The sequence below is a fragment of the Phycisphaerae bacterium genome, from assembly GCA_019636475.1.
Taxonomy (GTDB): Bacteria; Planctomycetota; Phycisphaerae; order UBA1845; family UTPLA1; genus JADJRI01.
In genome coordinates this window covers 67,297-80,116 of sequence record JAHBXN010000006.1, presented here as the reverse complement: position 1 = coordinate 80,116, position 12,820 = coordinate 67,297, and the positions used below count along the sequence as shown (strand labels likewise).

Annotated in this window: 10 protein-coding genes, 1 tRNA gene and 1 pseudogene; 9 read left to right on the top strand and 3 right to left on the bottom strand. The window is 59.8% G+C overall.

The genetic code is table 11. The annotated features are described in order from the left end of the window. Positions 1 to 21 precede the first annotated feature (21 nt). The 8 genes and pseudogenes from rpmG to KF841_11035 all read left to right on the top strand — a co-directional run bounded on the left by rpmG (position 22) and on the right by KF841_11035 (position 7,589). Positions 22 to 198 (top strand): 50S ribosomal protein L33, encoded by a 177-nt coding sequence (gene rpmG / locus KF841_11070; GenBank protein MBX3395895.1) that lies wholly within the window; start codon positions 22 to 24, stop codon positions 196 to 198. A gap of 77 nt (positions 199 to 275) precedes the next feature. Then, a tRNA-Trp gene (locus KF841_11065) sits at positions 276 to 348 on the top strand. Positions 349 to 685: 337 nt separating this feature from the next. After that, positions 686 to 988: a preprotein translocase subunit SecE gene (gene secE, locus KF841_11060; protein ID MBX3395894.1), complete on the top strand. Its 303-nt coding sequence runs from the start codon at positions 686 to 688 to the stop codon at positions 986 to 988. A gap of 5 nt (positions 989 to 993) precedes the next feature. After that, positions 994 to 1,692, top strand: coding sequence for a transcription termination/antitermination factor NusG (gene nusG, locus KF841_11055; GenBank protein ID MBX3395893.1), 699 nt, complete (start codon positions 994 to 996; stop codon positions 1,690 to 1,692). 90 nt (positions 1,693 to 1,782) lie between these two features. Then, the gene (gene rplK, locus KF841_11050) at positions 1,783 to 2,220 is read left to right on the top strand and encodes a 50S ribosomal protein L11 (GenBank protein MBX3395892.1); all 438 of its coding nucleotides are present in this window, start codon (positions 1,783 to 1,785) and stop codon (positions 2,218 to 2,220) included. 148 nt (positions 2,221 to 2,368) lie between these two features. Beyond that, positions 2,369 to 4,687, top strand: a complete 2,319-nt coding sequence (locus tag KF841_11045) for a 4Fe-4S binding protein (GenBank protein MBX3395891.1) — start codon at positions 2,369 to 2,371, stop codon at positions 4,685 to 4,687. 268 nt (positions 4,688 to 4,955) lie between these two features. Continuing rightward, positions 4,956 to 5,753: a PEP-CTERM sorting domain-containing protein gene (locus KF841_11040; protein MBX3395890.1), complete on the top strand. Its 798-nt coding sequence runs from the start codon at positions 4,956 to 4,958 to the stop codon at positions 5,751 to 5,753. A gap of 426 nt (positions 5,754 to 6,179) precedes the next feature. After that, positions 6,180 to 7,589: pseudogene (locus KF841_11035) on the top strand (endonuclease). A gap of 672 nt (positions 7,590 to 8,261) precedes the next feature. Here KF841_11035 and KF841_11030 read toward each other — a convergent pair. After that, complete coding sequence (locus tag KF841_11030; GenBank protein MBX3395889.1) at positions 8,262 to 10,205, bottom strand: DEAD/DEAH box helicase; 1,944 nt, start codon at positions 10,203 to 10,205, stop codon at positions 8,262 to 8,264. Positions 10,206 to 10,237: 32 nt separating this feature from the next. Continuing rightward, positions 10,238 to 10,681, bottom strand: a complete 444-nt coding sequence (locus tag KF841_11025) for a hypothetical protein (GenBank protein MBX3395888.1) — start codon at positions 10,679 to 10,681, stop codon at positions 10,238 to 10,240. Between the two features lie 567 nt (positions 10,682 to 11,248). Here KF841_11025 and KF841_11020 point away from each other — a divergent pair. Continuing rightward, positions 11,249 to 11,863, top strand: a complete 615-nt coding sequence (locus KF841_11020; GenBank protein ID MBX3395887.1) for a superoxide dismutase — start codon at positions 11,249 to 11,251, stop codon at positions 11,861 to 11,863. A 98-nt stretch (positions 11,864 to 11,961) separates the two neighbouring features. Here KF841_11020 and KF841_11015 read toward each other — a convergent pair whose 3' ends face one another. Next, entirely contained in the window at positions 11,962 to 12,750 is a 789-nt protein-coding gene (locus KF841_11015; GenBank protein MBX3395886.1) for an SAM-dependent chlorinase/fluorinase, read from the bottom strand. Positions 12,751 to 12,820 lie beyond the last annotated feature (70 nt).

The following is a 12,820-nucleotide window of genomic DNA, read 5'->3' as shown; positions in this document are numbered from 1 at the left end:
GAAGGATGAGGTTGGCGAATCATGGCGAAGGCAAGCAAGCGTGAGTATGTGTGGCTTCAGTGCAAGGAGTGCGATCAGTTGAATTATCGCACCGAGATCAATGCGAAGTCCGGCATTCCTGAAGGACTGAAGGAAGGCCTGAACAAGTACTGCAAGGCGGATCGCAAGCACACGCCGCACAAGATCAAGCGGAAGTAATATTCATGGTGGCTGGTTTCGAGTTGCCAGGCCCCAGTGAGCAGAAACCAAAATCTCGAAACCAGGAACTCTGACAAAGGGGTGTAGCTCAATTGGCAGAGCACCGGTTTCCAAAACCGGCGGTTGGGGGTTCGAGTCCCTCCGCCCCTGATCGCGAGTCGAATGTGACGCGTCGATCGGCCGATGAAGATGGGCAGGCAGCCTGATGGCCGCATACGATAATCAGTCGAAGGGCGCGGGTGCATTGGGACATTCGCCGGTCGCGCTCGCGGAAAGGAAGAAACCCGTGTCTGATTTTGCAACGAGCGGGGGTGGAGGCGAGAAGGCGGCCCCGCGCGAGCCGGATCGCTCCGGCAGTTTTTTTGACGTGTATAAGCCGACGCAAGGCTCTGTCATACGGGTCTGGTCCGGTGTCGCGTATGGCTCGCTGGTGTGCTGGTTCGCCTATTTCATCTTCGACAAGCTTCAGGCCATGTTTACGGGCGCGATGCATACGATTGTGCCGGTGAGTGTGGCCGCGGTCATCATCGCCGCGTTTGGTCTGCTCGGATACTGGGCGCTCGGCCTGAACCGGAAGGCATGCGACTTTCTCATTGCCACTGAAGGCGAGATGAAGAAGGTCAACTGGACGAGTCGCAAGGAGATCATCGGATCGACGAAGGTTGTCGTCTTCGTTGTGGTCGCGATGTCGCTGCTGCTGTTCGTGGTGGATATCCTGTTCATACTGTTCTTTTCGTGGATTGGCGTCCTCAAGGCCGAGGGCCTGTTGTCGTCGATTTTCGGGAAGTAGGTTGTTTGCGATTCGGGATTCTGGCTCGAAAGGGAATCAGGGTGTTTTCAACGGAGACCACAACCAAGCCTTACGCCATGTCGCAGGATGATGTCGCGGCGGGATCGGCGCCGGCCATCAGCGCGCTCACGCCCACCAAGCCCGGCATGCAGTGGTATGTACTCCGCGTCGCCAGCAATCGCGAAGACCAGGTCTGCGAGGCGCTCAAGCGAAAAGTGACCGTGGAAGGTCTTGATGACCGCATCGGCCGGATCCTGGTTCCTTCGCAGCGTGAGAAGCGCATGCGCGGCCGTGTCGCCAAGGTTTTCGATCGGAAGCTTTATCCCGGCTATGTCTTTGTCGAGATGCTTGTCGAAGAAGACGGCAGCATTCCGGAAGACATCTGGTTCATGATTAAAGAGACGATGAGTGTCGGCGATTTCATCGGCTCCGACGGGAAGCCGACCGCGATGAAGCCGCACGATGTTGAGAAGATGCTTGCCGTCGTCGAGAAATCCGCCGAGCAGCCGACGCTCGCGGGGATGGCCGGCATGAAGAAGGGTGACCGCATCAAGGTGAAGGAAGGTCCCTTCGAGAATTTCGAGGGCGAGATCGACGAGGTCATGCCCGACAAGGGTCAGGTTCGCGTCAACGTCTCCATTTTCGGGCGAACGACGCCGATCGAGCTGGAATACTGGCAGATCGAGCTGACCGGCAACGAATAGTGATGCCCGCGGATCGGTGCGATTGATCCGCCTGTAAGACAGAACCCGCGCATGGACGCCGCAGTGACATAGACGACAGAGGTTTGAAACGTGGCAAAGAAGAAGAAGGTTCCAACAGCAGTATTCAAGGTCCAGGGCCCCGGCGGACAGGCGACTCCCGCTCCGCCCATCGGACCGGCATGCGGACAGTACGGCGTCAATCCCGGACAGTTCGTTCAGCAGTTCAATGATCGAACGAAGGCGCTCAACGGCATGCCTGTTACTGCCGTCGTCAGCGTGTATGCGGACCGCACGTTCGATTTCATCATCAAGAGCCCGCCGGCGTCGGTCCTGCTCAAGGCGGCCGCCAAGGTTGAAAAAGGCTCCGGCGTTCCGAACCGCGAGAAGGTCGGGACCGTTACGTGGACCCAGGTGGCCGACATCGCCAAGCAGAAGATCAACGATCTCAACTGTCATGGGCGAATCGAATCGGCAAAGCGAATTGTCGCCGGCACGGCCCGCAACATGGGCATTGTCGTATCGGAGTGATTTGCTCCGCGCTATTCACTCGAGTCGCCAGCCTTAGCACCCCCGCGAGCCGTTTGTCATCCGGACAAGCGGCTCGCTTCGTTTACACGGTGCGGGAGCCGAGCGCAAAGCACAAGGCGAATGCGTTTGCCTATAATGGCGTGCAAGAATGAAATCCGCTTCCAAGTCTCGAAAGGAACAGTGTCAGCCGACTCCGGCGGCGTCCTCCGTCTCGCGCACGATCTCCCTGCCGTTGATTGATCCGCAAACCGGCATGAAGCATTCGCGCGCCGGGCGTCGGCGTTTTTATGTGCTGGCCGGGGTTCACGTTCTCATGATCGCGCATTTCGTGCATTGGCTTTGGGCCGGCAAGACGCTTACGCCGATCGAGCCATCCGAAGCCAAGGACGTTTTCTGGCATGGCGAGATCAATCTGGGCTTCATTTTCTTTTCGCTCGCGATTCTCTCGACTCTTGTTCTGGGGCGATGGGTCTGCGGGTGGGGCTGTCATCTGGTGGCCTATCAGGACCTGACTCTCTGGCTGCTGAAGAAGCTGCACCTGCGTCCGAAGGCGTTTCGCACTCGGTTTCTGTTCAAGTTCACGACTCTGGTTCTCGCGGCGGGCTGGCTCTACTTCGTGCCGCTCATTGACCGCGTCTGGTCCGCGTTGAACGGGCACTCCGGACCGGAGATCACGCTGCACCTGACGCGGACGGGCTATTGGGACACGTTTCCGGGTCCTGTTTTTGCGGTTCTCAGCGTGTTGTTCGCGGGCATCGTGATTATCTACTTTCTCGGCCCCAAGGGTTTTTGTACGTACGCATGTCCTTATGGCGCGATTTTCGCGATCAGCGACCGCTTTGCGCCGTCTCGAATTCGGGTGACGGACGCATGCAATCAATGTGGGCACTGCACGGCGAGCTGCACTTCCAACGTCAACGTCGCCGAGGAGGTCAACCTCTTCAAGATGGTTGTCGATCCCGGTTGCATGAAGTGTCTGGACTGCGTTGAAGTCTGTCCAAACGACGCATTGTATGTCGGCCTCGGCAGGCCGGCGGTCGGCTCGAGGCCCGATGGGCAGCCGAAGGCGCCGAAGTACGACCTCACGCTCGTTGAGGAGGTTGTGTCGTTGGCCTTGTTTGTGCTGGTGCTCGTGACGGTGAATGGACTGTACGGCCAGTTTCCCTATCTGATGTCGCTGGCAATCGCGGGCATCTTGACATTTGTCTTCATGAAGACCGCTCGCGTCTTTTACTCTCCTGATGCGATGATCCAGAAGATCCGCCTCAAGATCGGCGGCAGGCTACAGCCGGCGGGCATCGCCGTTCTGGCATCCACCGCTGTTCTTCTGGTTTTGCTGGGGCACTCGGCGATATGGCGCTATCACGATATCCGCGCGGGGCGTTCTTTTGCGGCGGCGCCGGCGCAGGCGTTCGGGTGGCCGTACAATCCGGACTTTGTCAAACGCGCGCAGCCTTCGGAGAAGGCGGCCGCGCAGGATGCGGCGCTTCATTTCGAGACGATGCAGCACTGGGGGCTTGCCGATGTCGCCGCCTACCGCGTTTCGCTGGCGTGGTGTTATCTGTTTCTGGATCGGGGACCGGACGCGCTGGCCCAGCTTTGCGTTGCGACCGACGCGCACCCGGATACAGCGGCGTACTGGCTCTGGCGGGCGCGAATCGAGGTGTTTCTTGGTCAGCTTGAATCCGCCCGCGCGAGCTTTGGCCGGGCCATGGAATGCGAGCGGCCGGCGCGCGAGGCGCTGACTCGTAAAGTGCCAGATGCATTGCACCCGCTTTCGTCGGAAATCTGGACGGAATGGGGACAATTCCTGCTCGCCAGCGGCGAGACCACCGAGGGCGTGAAGGCTTTGGAGAGCGCGATCTCGTTTGATCCGCGCAACGGCAATGCGCCGCTCGCCCTGCTGGAGTACCATGGAGCAATCGGCGACCTGGATGCCGCGCGCGATCTGGTCATTGACTGTCTCGCGCGTCACGTCGAATCGCCCGCGATTTATTCCCACCTTGAACGGCTTCGCACGACTGAACCCTCGTCGCTCGCGATCGTGGAGGCCTATCGCAACGGTTTGCGGCGGATTCCCGGGAATGTCGCTGTCATGAACAATCTCGCAACGGCGCTCACGGGAATGGGTCAGCTTGAGGAGGCCGTGGGAGTTTGTCGCAAGGCGCTGGAGATTTCGCCCAATTCCGCAGCGCTGCATGCGACGCTGGGGGCAGTTCTTCTCGCGAAGAATGATGCCGCCGGCGGGATCCGCGAGTTTGAGATCGTTCATCAACTCCTGCCGGACAGCGGCGAACACGCCATCAAGCTCGCATTTCTTTATGCGCGTGTCGGCCGTATGGATGATGCCCGGCGATTGCTTCTGGCGGTGGAGAAAAGCGGTACGCCGGACGAGCGGCAGACGGCCAGAAGCCTCCTTTCCCAAATCGCCGAGATGGAACATTCGCGGGAAAAAATGCAGCCATGACCCGCCTCGGTCATGTGATTGCCGCGGCGGATGTAACTTTCGAAAATTTGTAGATTTAGGAAGGCGATGATCCGGTTCGACGAACCGTTGTCGGGGTCCGGGGGGGGCCTTCATTTTGTGTTTGGGCACACGCGTCTTTGCGCGATTTTATTGTTGGGCTCGCACTGGGCTCATGCGCGACTACTAGAATTCCGCATCGATCTGAAATCAAGAGGGTGCCCATTATCGAGGGGATGATGGTGCGCACCGAGTGTGCCGCAGGGGCGACATGGGTTCGCTCGCGGAAGAGGGTATGGTCTCCCGGCGCTTTCCGGGGGCGGAGAAGGAGCGATCAGATATGTTCAAGAGAGGGTTCGTTTCAATGGCTGTCGTGCTGGCGTTGTCGGCTGGCTCGACCTTTGCAGATGTCATCACTCAGTGGAATTTTGAAGGCGATGTCACCACGCCATCCACCGGATCGGGCAGCGCTTCGCTGGTGGGCGGCACAACCGCGACGTTTGCAACCGGCAATCCCGCCGGGCGCGGCTGGAATACGACGACTTACGCGGCGCAAGGCACTGGAAGCGGCACGCGAGGCGTTGAGTTTCTGGTGAGCACGGCCGGATATCAGGACATCACCGTGTCCTACGATCATCGCGCGAGCGGAACGGCATCGCGCTGGTCGGAACTTCAGTACACGCTCGATGGCTCGACCTGGAATTCCTTCGGCGACAACGGCGGATTGCTTTCGCCGCACGACACGTTTTATGCCCAGAGCTTCAATCTGAGCTCGATCGCCGGTGCGAACAACAATCCTGATTTCGGCATTCGCATTGTCTCGATCTTCGCGCCGGTCGCATTTGACCAGAACGCGTCGCTCCCTGACTTTGCCGCGAACACCGCGTATCAGCGGGCCAACGCCCAGTCCGGCTTTGATCCCGGAAGCGGCATTGGCACCGGCGACTACGGCCCGGCGGGCACCTGGCGCTTCGACAACGTGACGATCAGCGGCAATCTCGTTCCCGAGCCGGCAACACTCGCCCTGCTCGGATTCAGCGGCCTGTTCGCCATTCGGCGGCGGCGCTGACCTGCATGCGATCGATTCTGAATTCGGCCGAAGGACCGGACTCAATCGGTCACGACCTTGCAGGGGAAATGAGGCCATCACAATCTGTTGCGACGGCGGGTTGGCGACATCCTTCCCGCCGTCGGTTTTTTTACACGGGCGGGTACTCATCCAGCAACGCCGGGTGGTTCTGCTTTGGCGCGGGGCCGGGCGAGGGCTTGTCATCAGTTGAATTTGATCCCGGCATCTGATTTTTCGGCATTGGTTCGGGGAATTGCAGGATTTGACCCAATATTCATCAATTTTTCTTTTGTAACGGAGGGGGCGGGGGATCAATATACCGCTGTCGAGATTCGCGGAGGGGAGCGGGCCGCGGGCGGTCGACTCATGGATGAATAAGTGTCGTTGGATCGGCACTGAGTCACGACTCTGACAGGAGGTCAGTTCATGCCCGAGATTGAGAATCATGTTTTTGTCCGGTTCAACCACCGTCCTTGGAATTTGACGGCAGCCGCGGCCTTGCTGGCCGCCGTCCTTTTCATTCCGACGGGCGCCAATGCCGATCCGCCCGCGGGATATTATGACAGCGCGGACACCACGAGTCCGGCCACTCTGCGTGCCAGTCTGCACGAGATCATCGACGATCACCAGCGCTATCCTTATACATCGACGGCCACTGACACGTGGGACATTTGTGATGCGGCGCAGACCGATCCATCCGACTCCAGCAAGATGCTGGACGTGTACAAGAATGCGTCGTACACCAAGGCCGGCGCGGGGAACAGCTTTTATAATCGCGAACACACATGGCCCAAGTCATATGGATTTCCGATCGACGGATCAATGAATTATCCTTATACGGACTGCCACCACCTGATGAATGGTGACAGCAGCTACAACAGCTCGCGCGGCAACAAGCCATACAAATACTGCTCCACGTCATGCACCGAGAAAGCGACTGTCTCCAATAACGGGCAAGGCGGCGGGAGCGGCACGTATCCCGGCAATTCCAACTGGACAAGCGGCAGCGGCGCGAGCGGCGCGTGGGAGACATGGATCGGGCGGCGTGGTGACGTCGCGCGCGCACTGATGTACATGGATGTTCGCTACGAAGGGGGTGTTCACGGTGTCACCGGCGCGTCCGAGCCTGACCTTATCCTCACCGACGATCCCTCGCTGATTGTCTCCAATACATCGCAGAATCAGTCGGTCGCCTACATGGGCATGCTGTCCGTGCTGATACAATGGCACTACGAAGACCCTGTGGATGACTTCGAACGAGATCGGAACGAGGTGGTTTATTCCTATCAGGGCAACCGAAATCCCTTCGTCGACCATCCCGAGTGGGTCGCCTGCATCTTCGAGGATGCCTGCTCCTCGGGCGGCGATCCGTGGATCAATGAGTTTCATTACGACAATTCAGGCACCGATGTAAACGAATTCGTGGAGGTCGCCGGTTACGCCGGAACCGATCTCGCGGGCTGGACTATCGTCGGCTATGACGGCGCAACAGGCACCCAATACAAGACTGTTTCCCTGTCCGGATCAATCCCCAGCCAATCCGGCTGCATGGGCACAGTGTCTGTCGCGTTCTCGGCCATGCAGAACGGCCACGACGGTCTTGCTCTTGTCGATGCACAGGGATTTGTCGTTCAGTTCATCAGCTACGAAGGGGCATTCACCGCGACAAACGGGCCCGCTTCCGGGCTCACCGCGGTGGATGTCGGCGTCAGCGAAACTGGATCGACGCCCGTCGGCTATTCATTGCAACTCGCCGGAACCGGGGATAGCTACGGCGACTTCGCCTGGAGCGCGCCGGCCTCCGCGACCAGTGGAAGCCCAAACAGCGGCCAATCGCTCACCGGTTCGAACTGCGGAGGCGGCGGAGAGCCGCCCGCGGATCCATGGATCAACGAACTTCACTATGACAATGCCGGAAGCGACACGAACGAATTTGTCGAAGTGGCCGGGCCGGCCGGATTGAATCTCTCCGGCTGGAAACTCATCGCCTACAACGGCTCGGGGGGCGCCCAATACCTCACCGTCAACCTGAGCGGGTCGATTCCCGATGAACAGAACGGTTTCGGCACGCTTGCGTTCTCCATGACAGGGCTTCAGAACGGCGCGCCCGATGGTATCGCGCTTGTGGACGGGTCGGGCGTTGTGATTCAGTTCCTTAGCTATGAAGGATCGTTCATGGCAACCAATGGCCCCGCGAACGGCCTGACATCGATAGATATCGGCGTCAGTGAATCTGAATCCACGCCGACCGGCTATTCGCTGCGGCTTTCGGGTGCTGGCAGCCAGTATTCCGATTTCTCGTGGCAATCGCCGGCTGCACATTCGAGCGGCTCGAAGAACACGGGCCAGACGTTCCAGTAATTCTGTAGTCGTTCGTTCCGTCGCATTGAGGCTGCGCCATGCCGATGTCATATGGACTCGGTGTGGCGCAGCCGACGATGTGCATACCGGTCACATTCGGCGCCTTGTGGGCCGCTCGGGGCTTTACCGAATTCGAGCTGATCCGGGTCAACGATGGCACTCAACCGCGCAGGGCGGAAGTGCTTCCAGAAAGCGCCGGCCGTAGAACTTCGTTTTCACGCGCTTATCAAGGATGACGACGATTCCGCCATCGGACTGACTGCGAACCAGTCGGCCGAATCCCTGTTTCAGCTTCAGTACGGCTTCCGGGACCTGGAATTCCATGAACGGATTGCCGCCGGCGCTGCGAATCGCATCGATGCGCGCTTCGATCAGCGGCCGGTCCGGCGCGGCGAACGGCAGTTTTGCGATGATCACGTTTGAGAGCGCCTCGCCCGGGACATCGACGCCCTGCCAGAATGAATCCGCTCCGAGAATCACGGCCCGCTCGCTTCGCTTGAAGGTTTCCAGCATTTTTCCGCGCGATAAGTCCCTGCCTTGCACCAGCAGGGTCATGTCGTGTTCTTCGCAGAATGGCTCCAGCCGCTCCTGAGCCTCGTTAATTTGTGCAAAGCTCGTGAACAGCACAAACGCGCGCCCCCGCGTATGCAGAAGGTAATCCTTGATGCGTTCGCAGGCCGCCGCGACGAAGCCCGGCGCCGTCGGCTCCGGCAGCGCGGTCTCAATGTGGAGCGTCACTTTCTCGCGGTAGTTGTATGGCGAGTCAAGCTGCAGTTCGTCCGCCGAAGTTGCGCCGAGGCGGCCACGCATGTATGCGAAGCCGGATTCGCCGCCGGTCGAGAGCGTTGCGCTGGTGAGGATCACGCTCTTTACCTTTTCGAAGAGCATTTCCCGAATGACCTGATCGACGCGGAGTGGAGCTGCGTGGAGGCTGACGCGGCGGTCGCGACCCTCCGACGCGGATTCCATCCAATAGACGAAGCCATCGAGTTCCTGCAAGAGCAGCATGTCGAGTGTTGCGGCCGTTTCCTTGCACCGCGAGACGAAGCTGGACAATTCGAACCGCTCGTCCTCGCTTTCGAACTGATCGCGCAGCTCTCCGAGGGTCTCGGCCAGCTCGGTGAGTCCCGAGCTGACTGTGTTCACGATCGGATCTCGCTGCGACAATCGCACGGCGCCCCGTGCTGCCGGATAGCGCCCGCGCAGCTCCTCGAAGAGCGCATCGCTTCGCGATTCGACGTCAATCACCTGTCGAACGGCGTCGGGGCAGTCAAGCATTCCCAGGAAACCGCGTCCGGTGCGTTCGTTGAAGATGTTGTGCAGCAGGTTTCGCACCTGAAGGTTGGACATGCTCATGCCCATGTGGTCGCCGGCCACGCTTTCGATGTTGTGCGCTTCGTCGAAGATGACGTGGTCATAGTCCGGCAGCACCGAGACATCCCGGCGGCGTAGCGCCAGATCGGCGAAGAACATCGCATGATTCACCACCAGCAGATTGGCGCTCTCTGCGTTTCGCCGGGCCCGCTGGTAGAAGCACTTGTTGTATTGTTCGCACTTTGAGCCCATGCAGTTGTTGCTTTCGCTGCGGACACGCTGCCAGACTTCCGGGATGGGTTGAAAATCAAGATCGGACAGCGAGCCGTCCGTTGTCTGATAGGCCCAGTCCTCGATCCGGTGCAGTTGTCCCAGCGCGAACGCGCCGGAGAAAACCGCCTGTTGCCGTCGGCTGGCCTGCATCAATCGCCGCAGTCCGATGTAGTTGTTGCGCCCCTTCACGAGCACGGCCTTGAACGGCTTGTCGAAGACCCTTTGCAGGGCGGGAATGTCTTTTTCGATCAGCTGTTCCTGAAGGGTGATTGTGTGCGTCGCAACGACCACGCGCTCGTTGGCCGACAGAACTCGGTCGATTGCCGGCAACAGGTAGGCGAAGCTTTTTCCGACGCCCGTGCCGGCCTCCACCAGGAGATGCCGCCGCGACGACATGGCCCGAGAGACCGCCACCGCCATCGCAATCTGCTGGGGGCGCGATTCCGCTTTAGGCAACGCCCTGGCAATCAACTGTTGCCATTTGTCCTCGCCGGTGGTTTGCATATGGCCGATGGATCCCCGTGTGGCGGCGTCGCTTACAGGCTCGTCACAAACTCCCAGATGAAGATCATCATGATGATCGACGTGACAATCACGATCAGCGTCGCCATCACCGTGACGAGCGTGGAGCCCTGTAGCAAGCCGTGCTGGTATGTCGCCATGATATGCGGCTTCGCCAGCGCCAACATGGCGAGTAGAACGGTTGCGATCGACGGCCAGATGCTGATCGAGTGGATGTAGCTGTAAATCCAGACCCATCGCGGCCGATTCTGCTCATAGCCGATGGGTCGATGGATGAAATGCCCGCGGACGTAATAAACGTTCTGTCCGTCGACGGTCTTGATATAGCCGTTCACCGCGTCGCCGCCGATGATCTGATAGAAGACGGCATAGAGGAGGAAGTTTCCAAGGCCCAGAATGATCAGCCAGACGCATAGCCGGTTTCGACGAATGGTCTCCATGTGTGACAGAATAGCCAAACCGGCGGGATGCGTCGAACGTCTCCGATCCCCATGGCCTTGTAGCGGCCCGGCTCGTTTAGCGGCCCGGTTCCCCGAGGCGCCGCGGAGGGCTTGTTGGCCGGTCGCGCGTGTCCGACGATGTCAATTGCGCGGCACGAGACTTCGGGCGTTTGTCGCGGTGACTCCGAGAACGGCTCGTGAACGGGCGGCGCGGGCCGGCGCCCCGAGTGAAATGAAGCAAGGGAAATCATCGCCCCCCCGGCGCGCCCGGCCGCAAGCCCGCCGGCCTCGCCGGCTGCTGTTGCCGTGGCTGCACGCTGTTTCTTGAATGCACGGCTGGCGGGATTCCTCGGGAAAACCTGTGCGTTGCGTCACCCGGCTGCGAAGAGTCAACGGTGTTCACCGTTTCTTGACCCTGTCGATGCGGCGCGCTAGAGTTACCTCACGGGAATGACCCCTTAAAAGCCATCCGGATTCTGCGCCGATTGCGAGCATCCCGTCCCGGTCTGCAGTCGATGCTCACGGTCCCGTGAGACGCGCGCCGAGTTCCAATGGCGATATGCCACAAGCAAAGGAGCAACCATTATGGCCTTTACCCTGCCGCCGCTGCCCTATTCGTTCGATGCGCTGGAGCCACATATTGATGCTCGCACGATGGAGATTCATCACGGCAAGCACCACAACGCATACATCGCGAACGCCAACAAGGCGCTCGAAGCACATCCCGCACTCGCCTCCAAGGGCGTCGAGGACCTGCTACAGCACATTGGTACCGCGCCCGATTCCATTCGACAGGCCCTCATCAACAACGCCGGCGGCCACGCCAATCACTCACTGTTCTGGCAGATCATGGGTAAAGGCGCGGGCGGCTCGCCCGGTGGATCGATTGGGGATGCCATCAGCAGGACATTCGGCGGGTTCGATCCCTTCAGGGAGAAATTCGGTACGGCCGCGACGACTCGCTTCGGCAGCGGCTGGGCCTGGTTGGCAGTCAAGGACGGCAAGCTCGAAGTTTTCAGCACCGCCAACCAGGATTCGCCCATCATGACCGGCCATGCGCCGATCCTGGGCCTGGATGTCTGGGAGCACGCCTACTATCTGCACTATCAGAATCGCCGGCCGGACTATGTTTCCGCGTGGTGGAATGTCGTCAACTGGAAGCATGTGGACGAGCTGTACGCCGCGGCCATGAAGAAGTGAACATCTCGCGCCGCCCTGATTGAAACGACAAAGCCCGCGTGCTGCGATCCGCGGGCTTTGTCATTTTTACCGAGTGTTCGCCAGGGGGCCCTGCGTGGCTACCGGACCATTACGAGGGTTCCGGGCGCGGCGCGAAGCTGGGACGCCGCATTGCCCTGATTTACGGCCACTTCCAGCATTCCGGTTGAACCGATCACCGCCACGACATCGCCGGGATTCGCATCGGAGTAGGTCGTGTGCAGGCGCCCGACCCTCAGGGGGCCGACCTGCACCATCATTCGCTCCGGTGGGGCCTTGACCGCGGCCAGATCCGAGGAGCTGATGTTTGAGATGCAGTTTCCGAAGTGATCGATATAGAGAATCTGCCCTTCGATTCCGCCCTGTTCCAGCCGCTTGGGCTTCGCAAGATTCAGAAGCTGCAACTCACGGACGATCGGGCCGACTTTGTCGAACAGTGTTCCGGCCGCAAGATGCGCCGCCACGGGCGCGAAGACATCTCGACCATGAAAGGTGCGGCTCATGTCGTGGCGGAACAGCCGCTGATTTTCGATGGAGCGCAGCTCTTCGAGAATGAAGTCGCGATGAACAAAGGTCAGTATTCCGTTATCCGGGGCGAGAATGGTCTGGGCCGAATATCGTGCCGCCAGCATTCGCCGTGAACTGCCCACGCCGGGATCCACCACGGCGATGTGAATCGTACCGACCGGAAAATGTTCAAACACCTGCCGGAGCACAAAGGCGCCATGCACGACGTCGTGGGGCTGGATGCTGTGCGTGACATCGATAATCGGCGCGCCGGGCGCACGCTGGAGAATGACTCCCTTCATGCACGCGACGTAGTGGTCCGTGGAACCGAAGTCGGTTAACAGTGTGATGGGTGGAAGCATGGAGAGCATACCGACGGCGAACTCTTGAACGGATCGAGTGTATGATCTGCGCCGCCGAATCGTCAACAGA

What these genes read in the sequence shown, in the direction of transcription:
- KF841_11020 (MBX3395887.1), top strand. Translation starts at nt 11,249, where the DNA reads ATGGCCTTTACCCTGCCGCCGCTGCCCTATTCGTTCGATGCGCTGGAG.
- rpmG (MBX3395895.1), top strand. Translation starts at nt 22, where the DNA reads ATGGCGAAGGCAAGCAAGCGTGAGTATGTGTGGCTTCAGTGCAAGGAG.
- KF841_11015 (MBX3395886.1), bottom strand. Translation starts at nt 12,750, where the DNA reads ATGCTTCCACCCATCACACTGTTAACCGACTTCGGTTCCACGGACCAC.
- KF841_11045 (MBX3395891.1), top strand. Translation starts at nt 2,369, where the DNA reads ATGAAATCCGCTTCCAAGTCTCGAAAGGAACAGTGTCAGCCGACTCCG.
- secE (MBX3395894.1), top strand. Translation starts at nt 686, where the DNA reads ATGCATACGATTGTGCCGGTGAGTGTGGCCGCGGTCATCATCGCCGCG.
- KF841_11040 (MBX3395890.1), top strand. Translation starts at nt 4,956, where the DNA reads ATGGGTTCGCTCGCGGAAGAGGGTATGGTCTCCCGGCGCTTTCCGGGG.
- KF841_11030 (MBX3395889.1), bottom strand. Translation starts at nt 10,205, where the DNA reads ATGCAAACCACCGGCGAGGACAAATGGCAACAGTTGATTGCCAGGGCG.